This window comes from Corynebacterium sp. HMSC066C02, assembly GCF_001814945.1.
Lineage (GTDB): Bacteria > Actinomycetota > Actinomycetes > Mycobacteriales > Mycobacteriaceae > Corynebacterium > Corynebacterium aurimucosum.
This window is the reverse complement of record NZ_KV818463.1, coordinates 120,253-145,114: the sequence shown is the minus strand read 5'-3', so window position 1 is coordinate 145,114 and position 24,862 is coordinate 120,253. Positions and strand designations below refer to the sequence as shown.

Below are 24,862 nucleotides of genomic sequence, written 5' to 3'. Positions count from 1 at the left end.
TTCAGTGCTAAGGCCCCACGCGGGGCCTAACCATAAGCAGGTAAACCCCAGTAGGGGAAGATGGCGCGCGTGGTCTGCACCAGCGCTGCGTGCGGCCTCTCTGCCATGACCTTGGTGGGGTCGAAGTCCTCGATGGTGGCGCCCGAGCCCTCATCGCCCAGAGTAGGGGAGCCTTCCCAGCCGCCTGGCATCCGGGAGGAGGCAGTGAGCTCCACATTGGCGGCCGCGGCGAGTACATGCGTCCACGCGCGTGCGACGGCATCGACTTGGTATCCTCCGCCACCAAGGGCGACCCACCGTCCAGCCGCAAACTGCTGCGCCCACACCGCCACCGAACGGTACGCCCGCGCCATCGCATCGATGGTGAGCTCTAGGTCAGCGAGGGGATCCGAACGGTGCGGATCCGCGCCGTGTTGGGAAATGATGAAATCGGGGCGGAACTTCTTGAGCAGTGGCGGAACGATGGCGTGGACCACCTGCAGCCATTCCTCATCCGTGACCCCACGGGGCAGGGCCACGTTGACGGCGGTACCTTCCGCGCCCTGTCCACCAACCTCGTGGGCATAGCCCGTGCCAGGGAAAAGATAGAGTCCCGATTCATGCACTGAAATCGTGAGCACGTTGGGATCGTCCCAAAAGATCTTCTCCACGCCGTCGCCGTGGTGAGCGTCTAAATCAAGGTAGACCACGCGCTGGGCACCGTGAGCCAGCAGCCACCGGATGGCAATCGCGGCATCGTTGTACATACAGAACCCCGACATGGAATCGGCAAAAGCATGGTGCAGCCCACCGGATAGGTTGACTGCGCGTGGTGCGCGACCTTCCCACACAGCCCGTGCGGCCGCTAGGGTACCGCCGGCGATGCGCGCGGCGACCGTCGACAAGCCATGACTAATCGGGTTGTCTTCGGTGCCCAGACCGAAACGTTTAGTGGGCACCTCGGCGCGGGTGGCGGCGATGTAGTCGGGGCTATGCACGAGCTGCAGGTGCGAGGTGTTCAGCGGGTCGGGGCACTCGATATCGAATTCCTCGAGCACGCCGAAGTGCTGAGCCAGAGACATCGCCGCGGCGACCCGGTCCGGCCCCATCGGATGCTCTGGACCAAGCGAGTAGCGGTACATTTCCTCCGAAGCGAAAAGCAGCGGTTTTGACTGACTCATGACAAGGACCTCGCGAGGGGATCGCGGACATCACCCAGCGGGGCGATGCGCATGCGGGCCCCCACCACATCAGTCTGTGTCACCCCGGCGATGACAGGGGAGAGCTCGATGTCAACGAGTGCGGCAATGTCGTCTTTGAGCTGTGCCAGCTGCATCATGACCTCTTCGACGCGATGTAGCTTGGCGGCCTTGGTACCGCGATAGCCGGTCAACAGGGGAGAGGCCTTCAAGCAGCTGAGCATGTCCAGGGCATCCGTTCGGCGTAGCGGAGGCACGCGCCACTCGACGTCCCCCAACAGATCCGAGGGCAGCCCGGAGAAACCTGCAGAAACCATCGGGCCCACAACGGGATCTTCGATGGCCCGCAGAGTAAGGGAGGCGCCCGCCGTGACCATGCGCTGTACCACCGGTATCAAGATGGCAGGATCCTCGCCTAAGTGGAGATCACGCGTGAGTTGAGTGATGGTGCTCCACGCGCGCTTCATGGACTCCTCGTCATGGATGTTGCGCACGACAGTGGGAAGTTCCGAGCGGCCCCGCACTATCTGCGAGGTGCACTTGAGGACCACATTCCATCCATACTCGTGCCCAGCCGCAATGGCCTCCTCAAGGGTGCTGACCGGATTCCAAGGAACAATGTCGATGCCATAGGCGCTCAGAATTCGCGCGCACTCCTCATCGGTTGTCCACCTCCCGGTGGGAGAATCCAGAAGCACCTCCGCAACGACCCCGCGTGCTTCAGCCAGACCCTCGCTGGTGGCGAATTCATCGGCAGGGTTGGGGCGGGCGAGGGCGCGTCGGCGTTCGTTATCGATGATGGTCGCTAATGCTTCGATGGCGTCGGCATAGGTGTCAAACACCGGCAGCTGGCCGGGTTTCTCTGGGCCCGGAGCGGTGCGGAAATCGGGGACGTCGAAGCCAACAAAGCTGGCGATAAGCGGGGTATCCGTCGTCATGGATGCCAGCTGCGACAAACTTGAATAAGCATCCTTGAGGATAAACTCGCCGACTTCTACGACGGCACACAGCACTGCGTCAATATTCGGGTCCGCCAAAGCCCGCCGTGCCTCCTCAGTGATGGCGGGAGCGGGATCGTCGACGACGGTGGTAGCGCGCGGGCGTAGCCCGAAGCGCCAGGCTGCTTGCTCCATCTGCGCGGTGAGTCCAGAGGAATTCGACATCACGGCAATTCGACGGCCTTGCGGCACGGGTTGGCGCGCGAGGAGCTGGGCGATGTCAAGCATGGCATCGCGGCGGGTGACCACCATAGCTCCGGTGTAGCGGATGATCTCATCCAGTGCGGCCGGACTGGCCGCAGACAGTCCATCGACTGCGTAGTGCCGGGCGGATTTCAGCGCGCGCGAAGGAAGAAACACCACGACGTGCTTGTCCAGCGCTAGGCGGCGCAGAACGCGGAAAAATTTGCGCGGGTTACCAATCGAGTCGAGGGAAAGCAGGCAGATGCGCGTGTTCTCATCTTGGCTCCAGAATTGCATGACGTCATTGCCGGTGACATCGGCGAAGGAACCAGCGGCGATGAAGTTACTTAAACCGCAGCCAAGTTGCAGCGCATGGGATAGAGCCAGTGTCGCCACGCCAGCCGATTGGGTAAAGAGCCCTACTTGGCCGGCCCGTGGCATGGGCGCGGGGCTTGCGTTGAGGCGAACCGAGTCATCGGTGTTGATGAGGCCCAAGGCAGCGGGGCCGAGGGCGCGCAGACCGTAGTCCCTAGCCGCGAGTACGATGTCGCGGGCTTCCTCGCGCGAAAGGTTAGGGTTCTGGCTGCGAGAGATGACGATGACCCCTTTAGCGCCTGCGGCGGCAGCCGCCTCCATGACATTGGCGCCGCCACGCCCTTGAAATTCGATGACAACGAGGTCTACCGGTTCAGCAAGGTCATGGAGTTCATCGACGCTGTGCAGGTGATGCAGTGAACCAGTGAAGCCGGCGCTGCCCAGTTGCTGGCTGGAGAGCGTGCCAACCACCGCCACGGAGCTTGGGGTGAGCAAACGGTGAATTGAGTTGGCTTCGGCGCGCAGCTCGCGGCGTTCCATAACATCGCGGGAATTCTCATTCGGAGCGATGTGGAAATCCACTCGAATGAATCCATCCTCAAGCTCCGGCTTCGCGGAGTAGCCTGCACGCACGAAGACCTGCACCATCCTGCGGTTTTGGGTGAGCATCTCTGCGAAAAAGCGCTCCACTTTTCCTTCGCGTCCGATCTCCGCCAGGTGTTCAAGAAGGATGTTGGCTACGCCTTTGCCGTGGTGGGAATCCTGGACTAGGAAGGAGACATCGCCCACGCGCGCCGGCAAGAACTGTTCGACAATGGAGTATCCGGCCACCGCCACGATACTGCCGCGCTCCACCATGACGAGCGTGACCTTGTCATAGCCGTCTGTGTGGAGCCAGCGGTCTAGGTCATCGTCGGTCAGCGTGGGGTGCGTGCCGAAGAAGCGCAGATACTTCGACTGATCCGAGACGCGATCATAGAAAGCGCGAATGGCATCGCGGTCGCCCGGCGTGATGGGACGCAGGGTAGCGATATCGCCATCGTTGAGGATGACATCGGCTTCCCAGCTCGTTAGTCCGGGCCCGTCGGGGGTGGTGGTCGCAGGCTGCTCCGTGTGGTCCATGTCATCACCTTAGCCCGCGCTTTCTCGGGCACAGGCCAGGTGAATGGCATTCACCCCACTACTTCGAGGGGAGGCGTATGGGGAAAGTGCAGGACAAAGCGTGTATGTCAACTCACTCTAGGGGGTGAATAGTGTTTTATGTCTCATTATCCATGGCGTGTGACTGTGGACTGCGGTTAGTGTGTGACCCAAGCCATAGAAGGAGCCGGAGGTTCCAGGAAGGAGACGCGACATGCGCACTGTGTATCACTATGTCAATGGAGAAACGTTCGAGGGGACGTCGGGCAACACCCAGCCCGTCCTGAACCCTTCGACCGGCAAGGAGCAGGCCGCCGTCGCTCTGGCGAACAAGGCCGATGTGGACAGCGTCATCGCGGAATCCGCGAAGGCTCAGCCAGGCTGGGCAGCACTAAACCCACAGAAGCGTATCCGCATCATCATGGAATGGATCCGTCTCATCCACGAGAACATGGATGAACTGGCCACGCAGCTCTCCTTGGAGCACGGTAAGACTTTCCCGGATGCTAAGGGAGACGTGCTGCGCGGCGTCGACGTGCTGGAGTTCGCGCTTGGCGCCCCGCACCAGCTCAAGGGTGAGTATTCTTCGGAGGTTGGCACCGGTATCGATACCTACTCGATGCGCCAGCCACTTGGTGTGGTCGCCGGTATTACCCCGTTCAATTTCCCGGCCATGATTCCGCTGTGGAAGGCCGGCCCGGCACTGGCAGCGGGCAACGCCTTCGTGCTCAAGCCTTCTGAGCGCGACCCCTCCGTACCGGTACGCCTAGCGGAGCTTTTCATTGAGGCAGGCGGCCCGGCCGGCGTTCTCAACGTGGTGCACGGAGGCAAGGAGGCAGTCGATGCCATCCTCGATTCCGACACCATCAAGGCCGTGGGCTTCGTCGGATCCACGCCGATTGCGCAGTACATCTACGAGCGCTGCGCGGCCACAGGCAAGCGCGCTCAGTGCTTCGGCGGTGCGAAGAACCACGCCATCGTGCTTCCCGACGCCGACATTGACGCCACCGCCGACGCCATCGTGGGCGCTGCCTTCGGCTCCGCGGGTGAGCGCTGCATGGCCCTGTCCGTGGTAGTCCCCGTGGGACAGGACACGGCAGACCGTTTGCGCGATGCCATCCTGGCCAAGATTCCAGAACTTAAGGTAGGCCACTGCCTCGATCCTGAGGCCGACTATGGCCCCTTGGTCACGGCAGAGGCACGCGATCGCGTACACCGGCTCATCGCCGAGGGCGTGGAGGCAGGAGCCACGTTGCTTGCCGACGGCCGCGAGTTGGACATGTCTGACAAGACCTATAACGAGGATTCCCTCGCGGACGGCTTCTACTCCGGCCCGAGCTTCTTCGACAACGTTACCGCCGACATGTCCGTCTACAGCGAGGAAATCTTCGGCCCGGTGCTGGTCATGGTCCGCGCCGAAACCCTGGAAGAGGCCGTGTCTTACCCCAACGACCACGTCTACGGCAACGGTGTCGCCATCTTTACCCAGAACGGCGGCGCGGCCCGCGACTTCTGCAAGAACGTCCAGGTCGGCATGGTGGGCGTCAACGTTCCGATTCCGGTGCCGATTGCCTACCACACCTTCGGCGGCTGGAAGGCCTCCGGTTTCGGCGACCTCAACCAGCACGGTCCGGACTCCTTCCGCTTCTACACCAAGACTAAAACCATCACCTCGCGCTGGCCTAGTGATGAGTCCGCAGGTCCCCAGTTCACCATGCCGGTCATGTAAGGAGAGAACACAATGACGACTATCGCGTTTATCGGATTGGGCAACATGGGCGGCCCTATGGCCGTCAACTTGGCGAAGGCCGGGCACGAGGTCCGCGGATTCGACGTCGTGGAAGAGGCTCGGGAGCGCGCCGCCGAGCAAGGTGTCACCATCATCGAGACCGCGGAGGAAGCCGCGCAGGGCGCCGAGGTAGTCTTTACCAGTTTGCCTAATGGTGGGCTGGTCAAGCAGGTCATCGAGTCGGTCCTCGCAGCCAACGAGGATGCAAAGACCTACGTTGATGTCTCCACCATCGCGGTCGCGGAAGCACGTGAGCTTTCGGAGACGGTGGGCAAGGCTGGCTCCGCCTTTCTTGATGCGCCGGTCTCCGGCGGCATCGCCGGGGCTGCCGCGGGAACGCTCGCCTTCATGGTCGGCGGCACAGCCGAAGACTTTGCGAAGGTCAAACCGCTGCTCGACATCATGGGCAAGTCTGTTACCCACTGCGGTGACATCGGCAACGGCCAAGCGGTCAAGGCATGCAACAACATGATCCTCGCGGTCCAACAAATTGTCCTAGCTGAAGCCTTGGTCCTCGGCGAGCGCTTGGGGTTGGATCACCAAGCCTTCTACGACGTCGTCTCCAACGCCACCGGCAACTCGTGGTCGCTGTCCGTCAACGCCCCGGTTCCGGATATCGTGCCGAGCTCACCGGCGAACAACGATTTCAAGCCCGGTTTCGCCGCCGCACTCATGCTCAAGGACCTCAAACTGGCCATGGCCGCGGCGGAAGACACCAAGACCGACACTGTCCTGGGCCGGATTGCGGAGGAGCAGTACTCCTCCTTTGTGGACGAAGGCCACGGCGGCCTCGACTTCTCCGCCATCATTTCCGAAGTTCGTTCCAAAGGAACAGCCTAAGCGCTCCTAAGTGCTTCTAAGGCCTCCTAGGCGCTCTAGCCTGCTGAGAGCGCTAGGGCGCTTGGCCACCGTCGAGGATGCCCTGGAGCAGCGGGGCATAGTACTCGATGAGTTCCTCGGTAGGAAAGGCCGCAAACTCGGTATCACCAAAACGCCGCATGAACGACAGTCCCATGAGAAGGGCCAGCGCGGATTGGGCCCGCAGCTCCGGCGAAGGCGAGTGCTTCCCGGACTCTTCACGAATCCGAGAAGCTAAGACCTCCAGCAAGTCGGATTTAATTCTCTTACCAATGGCTCCGAGCGTCTGATAGTCACCGCTCGCCACGGAAATAGTCCGGGCCATGGAGTAGGGCGCGTTGTGTGGAGCAGTAAGGGTTTCAACCACCGCGGTGCGGCCTAATTCGCTGAAGGGACCGGCAAAGAGCGCTGCCGAGGAAGCAGTGAAATCCACCGTGGCCTCAAAGAGCCCTTCCTTGTTATGGAAGTGCTTCACAATCAGCGCGACAGAAACATTCGCTTCCTCCGCGATGTCTTTCATTGAGACCTGTGAGAAGCTCCGCTCACTGAAAAGCTCGCGTGAACATTCGAGAATTCTCTCCCGCGTCGAAGCTGTTTTCTCCTCCATAGAGGACATGGTACCGGCGACGCATGCGCAGGAAGGGTGATTCACCCTCTTGCCTCAGATGACCAAGACAGTGAGGTAGAAATTATGGTTATCTCATTCATCGGGGTGGTTCTTTCCCTGATTTTCCTCGTCGTGATGGCCTACCGCGGGCACTCCGTGGTGGTCGTCGCCCCCTTCGCGGCCTTGATCGCGGTGGTTTTCTCTGGGGGGCCGATCCTGGCTACCTATACCCAGATCTTTATGCCGGCAGCCGGAAACTTCGTGACCAAGTATTTCCCGCTCTTCCTCTTCGGCGCGATTTTCGGCTTCCTCATGACTTCCACGGGGCTTGCCCGGTACCTAGCTCGCGGGATTACCGCGTTATTCGGGCCAAAGCGCGCGATGTTCTCGACGGTCGTCGCCACAGCCTTGCTCACCTATGGCGGTGTATCTGCGTGGGTTGTGGCTTTTACCATCGTGCCCATCGCGACCGCCCTGTTTAAGGAATCTGGGATCCCCAAACGGCTCATGCCCGGAGCGATTGCGCTGGGAACCATCACCTTCGCGCTGGCCGGGCTTCCCGGTTCGCCGCAGATCCATAACGCAATCCCCACCAGTTACTTCGGTACCAACGTCTACGCGGCACCCCTCTTCGGTCTCATCTCTTCTGCGATCATGCTGGCGGTGGGAACCGCGTGGCTGGAGTACCGCGTGCGCACCCTGCGCGCGGGTGGGGAAACATTTGAGCCGCTCGATGCTGACGGCAAGGTCATCGAAACACCCGAGGGAATCGGCGACAGCGGGGAAGAAGCCAGCGTAGAAATCGGTGGAGAATCCTTCGACACCAACTCCGGTGGCCGCGTTTCTACTCATGCTCGGGCAGAAACTGAACCCTCCGTCCACGTGCAGGGATTGTTGGGCCTAGTTCCCATCGCCGTTGTCATCGCGGTGAACTTCGCCATGGTCTACGGCGTGTCCAAGGTTCTGGATACATCTTATCTTGGCGAAGAGAAATACGGCGAGACCGATCTCGATTCGTTGTTGGGTATTTGGTCGCCGACGGTCGCTTTAGCTTGCGCGGTCTTCGTCATCGTGGCGATGTTCCCCAAGCGGGCTGCAGAGTCCGTCAAGGAATTCTCCGATGGCGCCAAGAACGCTATTCTGCCGTGCCTGACCACGGCCTCGGAGGTGGGCTATGGCGCAGTGATTGCCGCCCTGGCGGTCTTTAGCGTGGTTAAAAGCAACATGATGGGGATCTCCGATAATGCCTTGGTGGTCTCCACGGTGTCTACCGCCGTCATTTCCGGTATTACCGGCTCCTCCTCGGGTGGTCTATCCATCACGATGCAGACCCTGGGTGATCAACTCGCCCAGCTAGCGACGGAACAGGGCATTAGCCTCGAGCTGATGCACCGCGTGACTGCGATGGCCTCGGTGTCCTTCGATTCCATGCCGCACAATGGTGCGGTACTCACCATGTTGATTGTGTGCGGTATGACGCACCGTCTGTCCTATAAGGATGTTGCCGTGGTGACCATCGTTATCCCGCTGGCAACGCTGGCGTTGATGCTCGGCATCAACGCGCTCATCCCGGGCCTTAGTTAGAAAACTGAGCTAGAGAAAGCGTGGCGCCGCGGCCGGCTCCGTGTAGCCCTCGGCGTCCACATAAGTGTCGCGCGCGGCAAGGTGCGGGTGTTCCAGAACGTGTTCGGGGGAGACAACCTCGGTGACACAGGCATCGCTGCCGCGGAAGATTTCGATCCATTCCGCTTGGGTCTTTTTCGCAAAACGCCGCGCGATGATCTCCTTCATGGCTGGCCACGCGTCGCGGTCGTTCTGCTCGTAGCGGCCTAGTTCCTCTTCAAGGCCGAGTCCTTTCACCATGAGCGCATAAAACTGCGGCTCAATGGCACCGGCGGCCATCCACTGATCATCAGCCGTGCGGTACACGCTATAAAACGGAGCGCCTCCGTCTAGAAGGTTTGTCCCGCGTTCCTGCCACTGGTCTTCGGCGCGGAAGGCATGCAGCATGGCGGTGAGGTTGGCGGCACCATCGACAATAGCGGCATCCACCACGCAGCCCCGGCCGGTATTCTTTGCCTGCAGCACGCCCGCCAGAAGGCCTGTTACCAGGTACATCGCGCCGCCGCCGAAGTCTCCGAGGAAGTTGACCGGTGGAACAGGAGTACCGTCGCTTGCTGCGATGGGGTGCAGCGCACCGGAGACCGCGATGTAGTTGATGTCGTGGCCGGCAGTGTGGGCGAGCGGGCCGGATTGGCCCCAGCCGGTGATACGCCCGTAGACCAGCGCCGGGTTGATCGCCTGCACCTCCTCTGGGCCTAGACCAAGGCGCTCAGTGACACCGGGGCGGAAACCTTCGATGAGGATATCGGTCGTGGCTAGGCGCTCACGCAGCTTGTCGACGTCTGCTGGATCCTTGAGGTCTGCCTCTAGAACTTCTTGCCCGCGGTAGAGGATGCTGTGCGGGACCACAGCGGGAGGATTTCCTGGGCGGACCACGCGGGTAACGCTAGCGCCCATATCCGCAAGCATCATCGCGGCAAAGGGGCCGGGGCCGATGCCGCCGAGGAAGAGGACGGATAGTCCGGTGAGTGGAGAGCTCATGGTGACCTACCTATTGGTGTACGAATTTCTATCCAATCGTACCGTCGGGTGGGTCACCCAACAAGGGCGTGAAAGTTAATCCGCCACGAGTGTTTCGATGGTGAGCTCTGGGTGCTCCTTCTCAATGAAGGCCAGCTTCCACTTATCACCAAAGAGTGCGATGAGCTCGCCGTCGCTGCGGGTGAAGATCTCCACGCCGCGCTGACGGCCCAGCTCGGGCGCGGACTCGGCATCGGTGCGGCGCGCCACCGAGTAGGGGATGGGCTCGGTGATGGTCTCCACGTTGTATTCGATCTCCATGCGGGCCTGCATGACCTCGAACTGCATGGGGCCCACCGCGGCCATGACTGGGGCGGCATCGCCGCGCGTATCGTTGCGCAGAATCTGGACCACGCCTTCTGCCGCCAGCTGGTCCAGGCCCTTGCGGAAGGCCTTGTAATCGCCCAAGGATTTTGCACGCAAAATCTGGAAAGCCTCTGGAGCGAACTGCGGCATGGGCTTGAACTGCACCTTCTTGCCGGTGTAAATCGTGTCACCTGGTGCCAAGGAACCGGCGTTGACCAAGCCCACGATGTCACCCGGGTAGGCCGTATCCACGGTGTCACGCGTGCGGCCAAAGACCGTCAGCGCATACTTGGTGGAGAAGCTGCGGCCGGATTGGGCATGGTTGACCTGCATACCGCGCTCAAATTCACCGGAAACCACGCGCATGAAGGCCAAGTTATCGCGGTGCTTGCGGTCCATGCCTGCCTGCACCTTGAAGATGACGCCCGAGAACTCATCGGTGACCTCACGGACCTCATCGATGGCGGAGGTAGCGGCCTCGATGGCCTGCGGATCCGAATCGCGAGAGCGCGGAGCCGGGGCAATCGCGCACAGCGTATCCAGAATCTGGTGCACGCCAAAGTTCAGCATCGCGGAAGCGAAGATGAGCGGGGAGGTCACACACTGCTCAAAGAGCTCCTGGTCATGCAGGGCGCCGTCCGCGGCCAGTAGCTCCGCTTCCTCCACAGCGGTCTCCCAAGCATCCTCTTCCTTCGCGGCGGCTTCCGCAGGCTCGTAGTGCTCCTCCGGGGCGATGGTGGAACCACCAGCGGTGCGCAGGAAGTGCACGTACTCGTCAGCCTCACCATCATCATTAATGTGGGCTAGACCGCGGAAGTCGCCGGCGATACCCACCGGCCAGTACAGCGGGGTGGGCTGCAGCTGGATTTCGTTGAGGATTTCGTCGACAAGCTCCAGCGGTTCCCGTCCCACGCGGTCCCACTTGTTGATCACCGTGATGATCGGCAGGCCGCGGGCCTTACACACGCGGAAGAGCTTGAGGGTCTGGGGCTCGAGGCCCTTGGCGGCGTCGATAAGCATGACAGCAGCATCCACCGCCGTGAGCACGCGGTAGGTATCCTCCGAGAAGTCCGCGTGGCCCGGGGTATCCACCAGGTTGATCATGTAGGGCTCGCCCTCATGACCCTCGGGCGCGTACTCGAACTGCAGCGCGGAGGAGGCCACGGAAATACCGCGTTCCTTCTCCATCTCCATCCAGTCAGAGACCGTGGACTTGCGGTTGCCCTTGCCGTGCACCGCGCCGGCCTCGTTGATGACGTGCGCGTGCAGCGCCAGCGCCTCCGTTAGCGTGGACTTACCAGCATCCGGGTGGGCGATGACGGCGAATGTGCGGCGGCGGGAAGCTTCGGAGGCAATACTCATGCGGGCTAGTTTAGCCGCTGGCTGCTACCACTCCACATTGAGCTGGCGGCCCAGATCATCAAAGATGCGCCGGGCCACGGAGAGCTTCTTCGCAATCGGCCGCTGCAGGCCTGGCTTGCGCTTCTGGTTGTAGTACTCGCCGGAGTTGAAATGGATGCCTGGTGTGCCGCTGAGGAAGTAGGCCAAGTTCTCCCCACCCTTGTCCGCCTTGCCCAAGACGTATTTCGCCGCAGTGGTCGAATACAGCTTGCTCGTCCTGCTCGTTGAGTTATGCCCGAAGCCAGTATTCAAAATGCCCGGGTGGAAGGCCACGGAGGTAAGCCCGTGGGAGTCGAGGTAACGGGTCAACAGAATATCGCCTAACTTGGCGTTGCCATAGGCGCGCTCGGCGCTGAACTTTTCAAAGGTATTCGGGTCACCGGGGTCGAAAGAGGAATACAGCATGTTGGCCAACGAGGCGGTCTGCACCACGGTGGCGTTGCTGGCACGCAGCGTATCGCGCAGCAAGGAGGTCAGCAGAAACGGGGCCACGACGTTGATCTGCCACGTGCGCTCGAAGCCATCGGCGGTGGCAAAAGGGCCGTCGAACATGCCGCCGGCGTTATTGCCCAAGGCATCGATCTGCGGGTATTGGCTCAGCTCCTCGGCGAGCCGGCGCACCTGGCCCAAAGACTCATAATCGGCCACATGAAAGTCAGCGCCGATCTCCTCGGCCACAGCCTGCGTCTTCTCCGGATTGCGGCCTACCAGAACCAGCGAATCCTGCGGGCGGCGATGGTGAAGGATACGGGCAGCGGCCGCGCCCACGCCGTCCGAGGCGCCGGTGATGACGATAGTTCGAGGGTCGTTATGCGATGGCAGGCTGTGGCTCGTGCGGCTCATACTTGGACAGTGTAGGACGTTGAGCGTGGTCGCGCCGGGGTTTATTTCGCCCGGGAGTGGATTTCCTGCTGGGCCTTGGTGAGGCCCTCAGTCACGATGAGGCGTGCAGCCTCAGCGGCAGTGGCGATGGTGGAATCGAGCTCAGCGCTGGCATCGACAGGCGCGAGCACCCAGTCCGGGATGGAACCACCCTTCGGCGGGCGTCCGATACCGATGCGCACGCGCAGGTAATCGCGCGTGCCCAGGCGCTCGCTCAGCGACTTCAGACCGTTGTGGCCGTTCTCGTTACCGCCCTTTTTAATGCGCACCTTGCCGACGGGCAGGTCGAGCTCATCGTGGATGACGATGATGTTCTCGGCCGCAACCCCCAGCTGCGTGGCCAGCGGGGCGATCGGATCGCCAGAGAGATTCATATACGTGTGTGAGCGTAGCGCCACGACCTTCGTGCCACCGAGCTCAAGCTGTGCAGCGCTGAGTTGGTGCCCTGTGACAGGCTCAAGCATGTCACCAGATTCGGCGAGGAGATCATCCACCGCCATGTACCCCACGTTGTGGCGGGTTGCGGCATATTTCGCGCCGGGATTGCCTAAGCCGACGATGAGCCACTCGGCGCTTAAATCCGCTGGGTTTAATCCGGAGGTGGCGGCCTTCTGTGTTTTCTTATTCGGTGCTTCGCCGGCGCGGCCAAAGAGGCGGGTGAAAAAGTCACGGATGGCAGACACAACTACTCCCTTGATGGCTTTCTTTAGGCTGGGTAACCATGAGTCAACTTCTTGAGACTATCACTTGCCCCGTCCTACCTGCCCCGATGGCGGGCGGGCCCACCACACCTGAACTGGTTACCGCCGCTGCGGTGGCTGGTTCCTTTGGGGCACTGGGCCTGGGGAGCTCTTCGGTAGACGCCGCGCGGGAGGCCATCGCTGCGTGCGCCGGCACGCGCTTCGGCGTCAACCTCTTTTATCCGCAGAGGGAGCTGACAGAATCGGAGCTCGCGGCTGCGCAGTCCCTTGCCGCCGAAGAGAACGCCGTGCTTGGCGACGTCTCCTTAAACTTCGGCTGGCAGGACAAGCTCGAGGCCGCGCTGGAGGGCGGGGCAGCGGTGCTGTGGTCGATGTTCGGCGTCTTTAGCGAGGAAGAGATCGCACGCATCCATGCCGCTGGGGCAGAGGCCTGGACCACGGTCACCACTCCCGAGGAAGCGCGGGCTGCCACCGAGCGGGGCGTCGACGTCTTATGCGTGCAGGGGCCTGAAGCGGGCGGGCATCGCGGCGTGTGGGACCCGGGTGCGGAACCGGATCAGCGCCCACTAGAAGAACTTGTTGCGGCGGTCCACCAGGTCACGGACCTTCCACTCATTGCCGCGGGTGGTCTGCGCACCGCAGAGGATGTTGCCACGGCCCTGGCCTGGCCGGGGGTAAAAGCAGTCAGCTGTGGTTCCGCCTTCCTGCTCTCCGAGGAGGCCGGGACGAGTGAGCACAACCGTAACCTCATCTGCCGTGGCGGGAAGACCGTCTCCACCCGCGCGTTCTCCGGACGCTATGCCCGCGGGCTGGAGACCGCCTACACACGGGCACACCCGAACCTGCCTTTGGTCTACCCCTATCTCAACGCGCTACTGAAACCTCGCCGTGCCCAGCTCGACGCAGACGTGGACTATTGCCTCGTCGGCGTCGATGTAATGAAACTTCGCGGGGGTAGTGTGGCGGAGATCCTCGCTCAACTACACCCAAACGGGCATGAATAAGGGTTAATATTTACGGATGGACAGAGTTTTACACCCTTTTTGACGAGTAAAGGATACAAAGCACGTGACTTCGAACGCGCACATTGGGCACGAGGATTGGAACGAGCGCCTGGAGCTGGCCCAAGAGATGATCCCGCTCATCCACCAGCTGCACCGCAACAATAACGTTGTCACCTCTATCTACGGCCGTCTGCTCATCGGCGTGACCGACATCGACATCATCAAGGCGCACCGCTACGCCCGCCGCATCGCTGAGCGCGAGCTTTCCACCGCAGAGACCCTGCCTATTCTCAAGGAACTGTGCTCGATGAACCTGGGCACCGCTTCCATTGACCTGGGCCGCCTGGCCACTGGCTTCGAGGAATCCGGCTCCGATAACCTGCGCAACTACCTCGAGGAGACCCTCGTCGATCTCGTCGGTGCCGGTGTGGATAAGGAATCCACCGACGTCGTTCTCTACGGCTTCGGTCGCATCGGCCGCCTGCTGGCTCGCATCCTCATCGCCCGCGAGGCTGCCTACGGCGGCGTGCGCCTGCGCGCTATCGTCGTGCGCAAGAAGGGCGACATTGACATCTTCAAGCGCGCCTCCCTCCTGCGCCGTGACTCCGTCCACGGTGCCTTCAACGGCACCATCGCTGTTGACGAGGAGAACGAGGTCATCTGGGCCAACGGCACCAAGATTCAGATGATTTATGCCAATGACCCGGCGGACATTGACTACACCAAGTACGGCATCGACAACGCCATCGTCGTCGACAACACCGGTGTGTGGCGCGACCGTGAGGGACTGTCCCAGCACCTGCAGTCCAAGGGTGTGGCTCGCGTGCTGCTCACCGCTCCGGGCAAGGGCGATCTGAAGAACATTGTCTACGGCATCAACCACGGCGACATCGAGGACTCCGACCAGATCCTCTCCGCCGCATCCTGCACCACCAACGGCATCACCCCAGTGCTCAAGGTCATCAACGACCGCTACGGCGTGGTTCATGGCCATGTGGAGACCGCACACTCCTTCACCAACGACCAGAACCTCATCGATAACTTCCACAAGGGTGACCGCCGCGGTCGCGCAGCTGGCCTGAACATGGTGCTCACAGAAACCGGTGCAGCCAAGGCCGTGTCCAAGGCTCTGCCGGAATTTGAGGGCAAGCTCACCGGTAACGCTATCCGCGTTCCCACCCCGGACGTGTCCATGGCTGTGCTCAACCTCGAGCTGGAGAAGGAAGCTGACCGCGACGAGGTCAATGACTTCCTGCGCAACGTGTCCCTGCACTCTGACTTGCGCCAGCAGATCTCCTACATCGCTTCTCCGGAAGTTGTGTCCTCTGACTTCGTTGGTTCCACCCACGCCGGTGTGGTCGATGGTCTCGCCACCATCTCCTCCGGCAAGCACCTCGTGCTTTACGTGTGGTACGACAACGAGTTCGGTTACTCCAACCAGGTCATCCGCATCGTCGAGGAAATCGCCGGCGCTCGCCCGGTGGTCTACCCGAAGCGCGTCGATGTTTCTGAACTCTAAGAGCTAGAACAAGAACACCGCCCTCGCTGCATGGCGTGGGCGGTGTTTCGCTGTTTTAGGCTCCTGCTCGGTCTGCGACCTAGCTTTGCCAGGATGCTTCAAACGCGCAACTGCCCGATCTGCCAAAAGTACGGGCCAAGATCGAAAAATCTAGACTGCTTTTGTCAGATTCGTCAGTTTTAGCGGGGAGACAGCGCACGCGTGTGGAGCAGACGCCGTGCGAGCAACGCGGCAGCCGCACAGAGCACCACAGTCAGCGTCATGGCGATGGCGTAGCGCAGAGACGAGTACGCAACTAAGGGCCAAGCAGGGAAGGCGAGTATCCACAGACCGGTATCTGCCAAGACGTCGCCGCCTAAGGTGACGGAGACGATAGTCCCCACGATGCTGAGGGCGATAGCGCTTACAATGCCGAGGCGAACCACCAGGATGAGTGATACTGCCGCGATGGCAAAGCCCACCCCAACCGTAAGGGGAAATGCCGGAAGCTGGGCCGCGACATCGCCACCTGCGAGCGCACTGGCCAGGTATGCGGCAGCGCATACCGCCAGGATGACACACAGGAACCAGAGGAGAATCCCGGATGTGCCGAACCGTGTTTCCATATGGACCAACGGCCATGAATCAGCTACACGGGGCCAAACGAGGACCGGCAAGATACCTGCGCCGACCGGAAGCAGAAAGTAGTGAAAGAAACCTTCGACGTAGTTAGCGGGATATTGCAGGGCGACAAAGCCTAGCGCCAGAATGCTGAGCATCAAGCAAGAGAACACCGCTGGGCTAAAAGCTGCACGGTGGAGTCCTAGCAACGTGGACCACAGCGAGGACTGTGCCGCCGCACGGGGGTGTCTCGTTGGCTGCCATACTTGGGCTTCTTCCATGGTGGTATTAGCAACGTCGGCATCAGTCTGGGCCGTTGTGGAACGCGCGAAACGGTGTCGCAGCGAGAACATTGGCCGGTATCGTCGCGGCGTGTAGACTGCGGCTAATGCTCCGAGAACGGCGAGGATGACGCACAATATGAAAGCCGGTAGTGGACTGCTGGTGAGAAGTGGGTCTTGTGGTTCAAGAGGCACCGAGTTCTGGTGAATACGCAATGCGCGCAGAAGCAATCGTTGCGGCCATGCTGGGGGAAAGGCCCACCACCTGCCTGATTCGACAGTGCACGGAAGGATGCTGATTATTTGCCATAGGGCCGCGGCTACCAGCGTTAAGCCGAAGCCCAGTCGGCGGGCACAGGCAGCGGAAAGCCCGGCAATGCCAAGCGCGCCAAGGAAGGAGTAGAGCCCAGCTACGAGGATAAGTTCATGATTCTCCCGCCCCTGGGCAGCGACAACGAACCAAGAAACACCAAAGTTCAGAATATGGAAGACCGCAAGGCTGACAATGACAACGATAAAGCGAGCAGCATTCTCGAGACGCGGGTTGAGGTTTCTCCATTGCGTTCCGCCGCTGCGAGTGATGGTCTCGCGGCGTTCTGGAATGGCAGCGAACAGCCCAGTAAGAGGGGAATACATGCCGGTAACAAACAAGGATTGCCAAGCCAAGACGCCCGTGGCATCAGTGCGTGCTGAGGCCATTGAGGAGAAAATGATTGTCATGATGACCAGCGGTAGCGCCAGCAAAGGCAACCACTGTAAGGCGCTTCCACGGCTGCGCAGTAGTTCTGCTGAAAGGTAACTCGGGCGAGGGGCAGTAGTGTGCTTAGGCACGTGACTCTCCTTCCCGGTTGGTAGGCGCTTGGGAGGGGTGGCTCGGTGAGGTAAGTCGGAAGAATTCTTCCTCCAACTGACCACGTGGAGCTAGCTCGTGCAGGGAACCGGAATAGCGAATCGTACCCTCGGCCAAGACGGTGATGTCATGGGCAAGGTGCAGGACCTCTCCAAGCTGGTGGGAGCTGACGATAACGGTGTGCCCAGCCGCGGCTAGTTGTTGTAGTAGCTCTCGCAATTCCATGATTCCTTGGGGATCGAGGCCATTCTGGGGCTCATCAAGAACAAGAACCTCTGGATCGCCGAGGAGAGCTTGCGCTAACGCTAGGCGGGCCTTCATACCAGTGGAAAAGGATTTCGCCTTCTTGGAGCCAACGCCGCTGAGCCCAGCGATGGAGAGAACCCGGTCAATCTCAGAGTCGGGAAGCCCCAGAAGTCGAGCGTGAACGCGAAGATTCGCCGCGGCAGACAGATGACCATAAAAGGCTGGCCCGTTCACTGAGGCACCAATGCGGCGAAGCACATTGCGGTTCCAAGGTTGGCCCGCCACGCTGATGGAGCCCGAGTCAGGAGGCAGGAGGCCTAAGAGGATGGAGAAGATTGTTGATTTTCCTGCCCCGTTGCGCCCGAGGAGCGCATGCACGCGGCCAGGGGAGATGTGGAAGGAAACATCATCGAGGACTCGTTGCCGACCAAAAGACTTCGAGATGTGCTCAAAAGAGATATCGCAATTCATAAAATGCAGTATCGCCGGGGCTCATCATAAAGGAATCCGCCTGCATGATGGTCTTCAGCGAGCAGACCTCCTACCGTGGTAGGAGCTTAGGCAACCCCAGCACGCTGCGCTAAGAGAACGAGGGCCACTCGGTCACGTGCGGCGAGTTTAGACATGAGCGCGGAGACGTGAGTTTTCACCGTGGTTTCTGTGATGACCATGTCGGCGGCTATCTCCGCATTTGTAGCACCACGCGCGATGAGCGAAAGCACTTCCATCTCGCGGCGCGTTACAAGACTGAGTCCTTGGCGTTCCTGGGCGCTGAGGTTTTCGCGCGTCAGCGCCGAGCGATAAGCCTCCAGCACTGGGCCGGTTACCTCGGCGGCCAGCACCGATTCTCCTTGCGCCACGTTGCGAACGGCGGTCACAAGAACCTCTGGGTCGGCATCCTTCAGCAGGAAGCCGTGGGCGCCAGCGGAGATGGACCGCGCCACGAGCTCTTCATCATTGAATGTGGTGAGCATGATGATGCGGCACTCGGGCTTGCGCTCGAGTATGGCTTGCGCCGCTGCAATGCCGTCCATGCCAGGCATGCGAATGTCGAGGATAGCCACATCAATGTGGTGGCTTATTGCTGCTGCCACGGCATCCGCCCCCGTGGCCGCGGTGGCCACGACCTCGATGTCTTCTTGCGCAGTGAGGATGGTAGACAGTGCTGAGAGCAGCATTGCTTGATCATCGGCCAACAAGACGCGGATTCTAGAGCTGCTGGGTTGCATCCATTGTCTCCTTCATCGGTATCTGTGCGTGCAAGGAAAAGGAATGAGCATCGCCGGAATAGTCGAGGCGACCGCCAAGCGAACGAGCTCGTTCCGCCACTCCGACTAAGCCCACGCCGCTGCCCGCGACGTTGCTTGGCGTGGGATGAGGATTGGTGGAGATGAGGGTGAGCGCGGCGGCGTCATCAAGTACAAGCTCAACCACGACATGCGTGCCGACGCCCTGATGGCGCAGAGCATTCGTCAAGCCCTCCGTGGTAATGCGCACCAATGCCATCTGCACCAACGACGGCACGGCGTATTCAGCTGGGAGGTTTGCGTCGACTTTCAGCCCGGCAGCGCGGAAGCCTTCGAGGATTCCTTCGATGTGCTCAAGTTGTTGAGCAGGCTCTAGAGCCGTGGGGCCGGGTGAGCGCAAGGCAGCGACGATTCCGCGAACCTCGCCCAAGGCGGTATCCGCATTATCGCGGATCGAAAGAAGTGCTTCTTCAGCCGCGCCGGAGTCCGTATTCGCTGCAACGATGCCTGCATTAGCCTGAACCTTAATCAGGGTGAGGGAATGGGCAAGGACATCGTGCAGTTCCCGTGCAATGAGGAGGCGTTCTTCTTCTTGTGCCTGGTGGAAGCGCTCGCGGGCTAGTATCTCCCGTTGGCGATCACGGTCAAAATACCGGGCAGCGATGAAATACGTGCTGCCCAGCACTGCCCAATGGGCCACCACCATGGCAAGGAAGGGTGTGTCTACCTCATAGCGCAGAAGGTAAGTCTCAGTGTCGATGCGCCACATGAAGGGGGAGATAAAGGTACCGAGTGCGGTGATGAGGAGGACCACCCGCGGAACCAGCCTCTGGGTGATGTACCGCGAGGTGGTGTACACGGCCATGGGGGCGGTCAGCGCCCACGGGGTGAGGCCGCTATTGGTGGGGAGCTGGTTCATCCATATGACAGCCCAGGCCAGGAGCAGAACTAGGAATCCTGTTGCGCTCACGATTGGCCTCGAGCGCCACACGAGGAAGAACGGTATGAACAGCAGCGACAAGAGAGCCTCGAGTACTTCCACCGTTCCGGAAGAGGAAAACGCCAAGGCACAATAAAAGGCCGCTACGAGCCCCGCGACTCCTGCGAGTAGCGCGTCCCCCAAATGCACCGAGGACAGGAAGGTACGCGCGGTGCGGGAAGAGCTCATAGACGGCCATGGTAGTACATGCCGAAAGTACTACTTCTTTTTCTTGTCCTTCTTGCCCTTCTTTTTCTTTCCCTGCTTCTTGCCGGAGCCGTTGCCGTTGACCTTGTCGCGCTCCAAATCGGCTGCGACATCTGGTACGTAGGCAAATTCATTGCGCGGCGGGCGTACGTATTCGGCCTCGAGCTCGGGGCGATCTGGGATCTCAGGAACATCCTGCTCTACGTGCTGGTACGGAACCATCTTGAGGATGTGGTTGATCACGTTGATGCGCGAGCGCTTCTTGTCCTCGGATTCCACGGTGTACCACGGGGAGGACGGGGTATCGGTGTGGACGAACATTTCATCCTTGGCACGCGAGTAGTCTTCCCAACGGGTAATGGACTGCAAGTCCATGGGGGAGAGCTTCCAGCGGCGCAGCGGATCGTTGCGGCGGGACTTAAAGCGTGCGAGCTGCTCCTCATCAGAAACGGAGAACCAGTACTTAAGAAGGATGACGCCATCCTCGATGAGCATGTGCTCCAGCAGCGGAGCCTGGTGAAGGAAGCGCACGTATTCTTGCTGGGAACAGAAGCCCATGACACGCTCCACGCCGGCGCGGTTGTACCAGGAACGGTCGAAGATGACGATCTCGCCGGCGGTGGGCAGCTTCTCAATGTAGCGCTGGAAATACCACTGGCCCGCCTCACGGTCGGTGGGCTTCGGCAGCGCCTCGATGCGGCAGGTACGCGGGTTCAGGTATTGCGTAATGCGTTTGATGGCGGAACCCTTGCCGGCGGCGTCGCGGCCTTCCATGATGATGACCACGCGGGCGCCGGTCTCAACGACCCACTGCTGCATCTCGACGAGCTCTGCTTGGAGGCGCTTGAGCTCGTCCTCATAGGCTTGCTTGTCTAGCTTCGGCGGCTTGGTGGCAGACTTCTTAGACTGTGAACTCATACCTCTAAATTTACCGCTTAGCTGGGAGAATCCCTAACCGCGGGGGTTAAGCAAGTGGGGCGAATTGGGAGGTATTTAGTCAACCTCGTGTTGCGTCACCGCGCCGCTGGCGGCGTCGACGTCGAGTTCGTGTTCCTGGCCATTCGCCTTGAACTCGATCTCCCAGTGCGGGCCCTTGCCGTCGTCACCATCGTCGTAGTCGACCTCTTTTTCTGTGACGGTCTGGGCATCAACGCCGGCGTGGGATAAAGCTTTCTCGAATGCTTCATCGCCGGTGAGTTTCCCGGAATTCTCTGCTTTTCCGGCGTCCCCGGCAGCAGCCGTGTCTGCAGGCAGCTGGGCGTCGTCATCGCGGTCATCGTCGTCATCAACATCGCCCTGGTCCGCGCCAGTTGCAACGGCTGTTTCCGTCACGGTTTCCACAGACGCGGGAGTCGGCGTCGGGGCGGGATCGGCCTCTTTATCTGAAGAGCACGCAACCAGCGCGGTGCTGGCGCATAGTGCGAGGCCGGCGGCGGTGAAGCGGGAGCAAAGAGTCATTGAGGCTCATCCTCCTTGGTCAGTCGGGCACGTGTGGTGCCCCACCCTAACGAAACCTGTCAGTTTTCGCTGAAGATCCTGGATACGGCTGAATGTTAACGGCCGTGACAGATACAGCCTTCGCCGCAGCCCCCGGCAGCGGGAGGTTCGCCGAAGCGCGTGGTGTTCTCAATCGCGCCGAGCCCTTCGATGCTGATGCGGGTGCGGGAGCCGTCGCCAAGCAGTGCTTCCTCACCGCGCGCGAAGCCCACGCCTTCCGGGGTGCCGGTGGCAATAACATCGCCCGGATTCAGAGGGTAGAGGGAGGAACAGAAGGCGATGAGCTCGGCCACGGAGAAGATGAGGTCATCGGTGTTATCGTCCTGGCGGACTTCACCATCGACGGTCGTGACTAGCCGCGCGGCCTTGCCCGGGGCCCATTCATCAGTCGTGGTCAACCACGGTCCGAAGCCGGCGGTGCGGTAGAAGGATTTACCGGCGTGGAACTGCGTGGTAGCGCGCTGATAATCGCGCAAAGTGTAGTCATTCATGATGGCATAGCCCGCCACATGCCCGAGTGCCTCCGCTACCGGAACGCGGTGCGCACGGCGCCCAATGACCACGGCGAGCTCTCCTTCATAGTCCAGCTTCTTCGTGGCATAGTCCGGGACGTAGACGTCATCGAAAGGGCCGGTCAGAGCCTCTGGAAACTTGATGAAAAGCGTGGGTTGTGTAGGCAGCTCGCGGCCCATCTCACGGGCATGCTTGGCGTAGTTAACGCCGACACAGATGATCTTTCCTGGGTTCGGGATGACGGGGGCGAGGTCGGCGTCGTCAAAAACCACCGGCTCGCCGGAGAGCTGCGCGGCTTTACGCCAGTCTGGACTGGCCAGCAATTCGCCGACATCCTCATAATCCAGTTCGGTGCCCACGTTGGGGCCGTCAATACGGATAGCGCAGGTGCCAAAACTGGTGCGGAGAGTAGCGAGCTTCATGCCGGCTAGTCTAACGCGCGAAGAATCTCATCCACCGCATCAGCACAGACGATGGGAATCTCTTGGGCTTCCTGTTTGCTCCATGGCTTGAGAACAAACGCGGCTGGGTCCATGCGGCCAGGTGGTCGGCCTATACCCACTGAAAGTCGCTGATAGTCCTTAGTGCCCAAAGACTTCGTGGTGGAGCGCAGGCCATTGTGGCCGTGGTCCCCGCCGCCGAGGCGTCGCTTGATGGCGGCGAAGTCAAGCTCCAGCTCATCGTGGACAACGATGATGTGATCATGCGGAACGTTGAAGTACTGGGCAAGGGCCTTGATGGGGCCGCCGGACAGGTTCATAAAGCTGCGCGGCTTGGCGACGATCACCTTGGCGTCCCCACGCCGCGCTTCGGCGACATCCGTGTTTGTCTTCTTATGAACGGAAAAGGAAGTCAGCAGCTCGTGGGCTAGTTCATCAGCCACGTCAAAGCCAATGTTGTGGCGGGTACCGGCGTACTTCGGTCCGGGGTTTCCTAGACCAACGACGAGAAAGGGAGAAGAAGTCACGCTGCCCATTCTAAACAGCGCGAGGGCTAAAACGGCGAACCGCGCCCGCCCCAGGAAAGCAGGGGCCAGGCGCGGTGCGCTAAATAGGTGAGGGGGGAGGATTTACTCCTCGTCCTTCTTCTCCTCGGAAGCTCCCTCATCGGTGGACTCGGCGCCAGCCTCAGCGCCGCCTTCCTCGGCAGCCTCAGCGGCAGCCTCGACGTCCTCATCAACCTCCGGCTCGGAGATGGAGACGATGACGGTGTCTTCCTCGGCCACCAGGGTGGTGCCCTCCGGCAGGGTGATGTCGCCAGCGGTGACCACGGTGCCGTCCTCGAGACCCTCGATGGACACGGCGATCTCTTCCGGAATGTTGAGTACGTCGGACTCGACCAGGAGGACGTCGGCATCCTGGATGAACATGAGGCCCGGAGCCGGCTCGCCCTCGATAGCGAGCGGAACCTCAACCTCAACCTTCTCGCCACGCTTAATGGAGAGCAGGTCGATGTGATCGATGTTGAAGGTCAGGACGTTCTGGTCGATGTGCTTGACCATGACCAGGTGCTGCTCGCCCTCGAGCTCCAGCTCGAACACGGCGTTAACACCTTGGTTACGGACGACTGCGGTCATTTCCAGACGGTCAACGGCGAAGTGCAGAACGTCGACGGCGTGGCCGTAGACAACGCCCGGGATCTTGCCGGCAGCGCGCAGACGGCGAGCGAAGCCCTTGCCAAACTCAGAACGGACTTCAGCCTTCACTACGGGGCGCTCAGAAGCCATAAGTAAATCTCCTTAAAGTATCGTTGTGCGGCAAGGGCTGTTGAAGGACCGTGTAGATACGACAAAAGCCTGCCGATGGACGTCTTGGACGAGTCATCGCAGGCTTAAATACAAGATTCACTGCTTAACTTGTGCTATCGCGTCGATAACGGATTTCTCCCTCGCCGAGACGCAGAAGATTTTAGCAGCAGCGTTGTCGCAGAACCAAATCTAGTGAGTCTCAAACAGCGTGGTCACAGAACCGTTCTCGAAAATCTCGTGGATGGTGCGAGCCAGCAGCGGGGCGATGGACAGCACCGTAAGGTTGTCCCAGCCCTCGGTGGACTGCGGCAGGGTATCGGTGGTGATGACCTCGACAGCGCCGCACTCGGACAGGCGCTCGCGAGCCGGGTCGGAGAAGACACCGTGGGTACAGGCAATAACCACGGACTTGGCGCCGGCTTCCTTGAGCACGCGGACTGCGCCCGCGATGGTGCCGCCGGTATCAATCATGTCATCGAGCAGGATGCAGTCCTTGCCCTCCACGTCACCGACGACGCGGTTAGACACAGTCTTGTTGGCTTCGGTGGTAGAGCGGGTCTTGTGAACGAAGGAGAGTGGAGCGTCCCCAAGCTCGTGTGCCCACTTCTCCGCCACCTTCACGCGGCCGGCGTCGGGGGAGACCACGGCCAGGTTGTCCATGGGGTACTTGGACTTGATGTAGTCGGTCAGGATCGGCATCGCGTGCATGTGATCAACCGGGCCATCGAAGAAGCCCTGGATCTGGTCGGTGTGCAGGTCCACGGACACGATGCGGTCGGCACCGGCAGCGGCCAGCAAGTCTGCCACTAGGCGGGCGGAGATAGGCTCGCGGCCCAGGTGCTTCTTGTCCTGGCGTGCGTACGGGTAGAAGGGCAGGATGGCGGTGATGCGCTTGGCGGAGCCGCGCTTGAGCGCGTCAATCATGATGAGCTGCTCTACCAGCCACTTGTTGAGCGGCTGGGTGTGGGACTGCATCACGAAGCAGTCTGCACCACGGACGGACTCCTCGAAGCGAATGAAGATCTCACCGTTGGCGAAATCGCGGGCGGTGGTCGGAACCAGATCGGTTTTGAGCTCCTTGGCCACAGCCTCAGCCAACGCCGGGTGAGCGCGCCCGGTGAAGAGCATCATGTTCTTGCTGCTGCCGGTAACCTTGCCAGTCATCAGTAGA

The 24,862-nt window shown here is 60.8% G+C and carries 22 protein-coding genes; 5 read left to right on the top strand and 17 right to left on the bottom strand.

Annotated features, from left to right (window positions below; all coding sequences use genetic code 11):
- Window positions 1–26: 26 nt before the first annotated feature.
- Both HMPREF2996_RS08760 and HMPREF2996_RS08755 read right to left on the bottom strand, forming a co-directional pair.
- Window positions 27–1,160 carry an acetoin utilization protein AcuC gene (locus HMPREF2996_RS08760; protein ID WP_070730991.1) on the bottom strand — a complete coding sequence of 378 codons (1,134 nt, stop codon included), beginning with the start codon at window positions 1,158–1,160 and terminating at the stop codon, window positions 27–29.
- On the bottom strand, window positions 1,157–3,796 hold the full coding sequence (locus tag HMPREF2996_RS08755) for a GNAT family N-acetyltransferase (protein ID WP_070730988.1): 2,640 nt from the start codon (window positions 3,794–3,796) through the stop codon (window positions 1,157–1,159). The genes HMPREF2996_RS08760 and HMPREF2996_RS08755 overlap by 4 nt, the downstream gene beginning before the upstream one ends.
- A gap of 232 nt (window positions 3,797–4,028) precedes the next feature.
- On the opposite strand from HMPREF2996_RS08755, the gene HMPREF2996_RS08750 reads away from it, so the two are divergent.
- On the top strand, window positions 4,029–5,543 hold the full coding sequence (locus tag HMPREF2996_RS08750) for a CoA-acylating methylmalonate-semialdehyde dehydrogenase (protein WP_070646223.1): 1,515 nt from the start codon (window positions 4,029–4,031) through the stop codon (window positions 5,541–5,543).
- Between the two features lie 12 nt (window positions 5,544–5,555).
- Complete coding sequence (gene mmsB / locus HMPREF2996_RS08745) at window positions 5,556–6,443, top strand: 3-hydroxyisobutyrate dehydrogenase (protein WP_070646226.1); 888 nt, start codon at window positions 5,556–5,558, stop codon at window positions 6,441–6,443.
- Between the two features lie 52 nt (window positions 6,444–6,495).
- Here the strand turns inward: mmsB and HMPREF2996_RS08740 are convergent, their stop codons facing one another.
- A complete protein-coding gene (locus tag HMPREF2996_RS08740; RefSeq protein ID WP_070447129.1) occupies window positions 6,496–7,077 on the bottom strand; it encodes a TetR/AcrR family transcriptional regulator in 582 nt (193 codons plus the stop codon).
- A 75-nt stretch (window positions 7,078–7,152) separates the two neighbouring features.
- Between HMPREF2996_RS08740 and HMPREF2996_RS08735 the strand changes: the two genes are divergently transcribed.
- Window positions 7,153–8,652 (top strand): GntP family permease, encoded by a 1,500-nt coding sequence (locus HMPREF2996_RS08735; RefSeq protein ID WP_070730987.1) that lies wholly within the window; start codon window positions 7,153–7,155, stop codon window positions 8,650–8,652.
- 9 nt (window positions 8,653–8,661) lie between these two features.
- Here HMPREF2996_RS08735 and HMPREF2996_RS08730 read toward each other — a convergent pair whose 3' ends face one another.
- From HMPREF2996_RS08730 to pth (HMPREF2996_RS08715), 4 genes are all read right to left on the bottom strand, one after another.
- Window positions 8,662–9,672 (bottom strand): CaiB/BaiF CoA transferase family protein, encoded by a 1,011-nt coding sequence (locus HMPREF2996_RS08730; protein ID WP_070710705.1) that lies wholly within the window; start codon window positions 9,670–9,672, stop codon window positions 8,662–8,664.
- 75 nt (window positions 9,673–9,747) lie between these two features.
- Window positions 9,748–11,379: a peptide chain release factor 3 gene (locus HMPREF2996_RS08725; RefSeq protein ID WP_070646236.1), complete on the bottom strand. Its 1,632-nt coding sequence runs from the start codon at window positions 11,377–11,379 to the stop codon at window positions 9,748–9,750.
- Window positions 11,380–11,403: 24 nt separating this feature from the next.
- Complete coding sequence (locus HMPREF2996_RS08720; RefSeq protein ID WP_070730985.1) at window positions 11,404–12,261, bottom strand: SDR family NAD(P)-dependent oxidoreductase; 858 nt, start codon at window positions 12,259–12,261, stop codon at window positions 11,404–11,406.
- Window positions 12,262–12,302: 41 nt separating this feature from the next.
- Window positions 12,303–12,983, bottom strand: a complete 681-nt coding sequence (pth, locus tag HMPREF2996_RS08715) for an aminoacyl-tRNA hydrolase (protein ID WP_070730983.1) — start codon at window positions 12,981–12,983, stop codon at window positions 12,303–12,305.
- A gap of 38 nt (window positions 12,984–13,021) precedes the next feature.
- On the opposite strand from pth (HMPREF2996_RS08715), the gene HMPREF2996_RS08710 reads away from it, so the two are divergent.
- Window positions 13,022–14,005, top strand: coding sequence for a nitronate monooxygenase (locus HMPREF2996_RS08710; RefSeq protein ID WP_070730980.1), 984 nt, complete (start codon window positions 13,022–13,024; stop codon window positions 14,003–14,005).
- 64 nt (window positions 14,006–14,069) lie between these two features.
- A complete protein-coding gene (locus HMPREF2996_RS08705; protein ID WP_070730978.1) occupies window positions 14,070–15,524 on the top strand; it encodes a glyceraldehyde-3-phosphate dehydrogenase in 1,455 nt (484 codons plus the stop codon).
- A 179-nt stretch (window positions 15,525–15,703) separates the two neighbouring features.
- On the opposite strand, the gene HMPREF2996_RS08700 is transcribed toward HMPREF2996_RS08705, so the two are convergent.
- From HMPREF2996_RS08700 to HMPREF2996_RS08655, 10 genes are all read right to left on the bottom strand, one after another.
- Entirely contained in the window at window positions 15,704–17,236 is a 1,533-nt protein-coding gene (locus HMPREF2996_RS08700; RefSeq protein ID WP_083276486.1) for an ABC-2 family transporter permease, read from the bottom strand.
- The gene (locus tag HMPREF2996_RS08695; protein WP_070447115.1) at window positions 17,229–17,972 is read right to left on the bottom strand and encodes an ATP-binding cassette domain-containing protein; all 744 of its coding nucleotides are present in this window, start codon (window positions 17,970–17,972) and stop codon (window positions 17,229–17,231) included. The genes HMPREF2996_RS08700 and HMPREF2996_RS08695 overlap by 8 nt, the downstream gene beginning before the upstream one ends.
- Before the next feature lie 86 nt (window positions 17,973–18,058).
- Entirely contained in the window at window positions 18,059–18,730 is a 672-nt protein-coding gene (locus HMPREF2996_RS08690) for a response regulator (protein WP_070730976.1), read from the bottom strand.
- Window positions 18,711–19,916 (bottom strand): sensor histidine kinase, encoded by a 1,206-nt coding sequence (locus tag HMPREF2996_RS08685; protein ID WP_070447110.1) that lies wholly within the window; start codon window positions 19,914–19,916, stop codon window positions 18,711–18,713. Before HMPREF2996_RS08685 ends, HMPREF2996_RS08690 begins: the two co-directional genes overlap by 20 nt.
- A gap of 30 nt (window positions 19,917–19,946) precedes the next feature.
- Window positions 19,947–20,852: a polyphosphate kinase 2 gene (gene ppk2 / locus HMPREF2996_RS08680; protein WP_070447108.1), complete on the bottom strand. Its 906-nt coding sequence runs from the start codon at window positions 20,850–20,852 to the stop codon at window positions 19,947–19,949.
- A 75-nt stretch (window positions 20,853–20,927) separates the two neighbouring features.
- Window positions 20,928–21,392, bottom strand: coding sequence for a PepSY domain-containing protein (locus tag HMPREF2996_RS08675; RefSeq protein ID WP_230307889.1), 465 nt, complete (start codon window positions 21,390–21,392; stop codon window positions 20,928–20,930).
- A gap of 95 nt (window positions 21,393–21,487) precedes the next feature.
- Window positions 21,488–22,366 carry a fumarylacetoacetate hydrolase family protein gene (locus tag HMPREF2996_RS08670; RefSeq protein WP_070447104.1) on the bottom strand — a complete coding sequence of 293 codons (879 nt, stop codon included), beginning with the start codon at window positions 22,364–22,366 and terminating at the stop codon, window positions 21,488–21,490.
- Window positions 22,367–22,371: 5 nt separating this feature from the next.
- Entirely contained in the window at window positions 22,372–22,920 is a 549-nt protein-coding gene (gene pth, locus HMPREF2996_RS08665) for an aminoacyl-tRNA hydrolase (protein WP_070447102.1), read from the bottom strand.
- 93 nt (window positions 22,921–23,013) lie between these two features.
- Window positions 23,014–23,670 carry a 50S ribosomal protein L25/general stress protein Ctc gene (locus HMPREF2996_RS08660; RefSeq protein ID WP_070730974.1) on the bottom strand — a complete coding sequence of 219 codons (657 nt, stop codon included), beginning with the start codon at window positions 23,668–23,670 and terminating at the stop codon, window positions 23,014–23,016.
- 210 nt (window positions 23,671–23,880) lie between these two features.
- On the bottom strand, window positions 23,881–24,855 hold the full coding sequence (locus HMPREF2996_RS08655; RefSeq protein ID WP_070529220.1) for a ribose-phosphate diphosphokinase: 975 nt from the start codon (window positions 24,853–24,855) through the stop codon (window positions 23,881–23,883).
- Window positions 24,856–24,862: the final 7 nt, after the last annotated feature.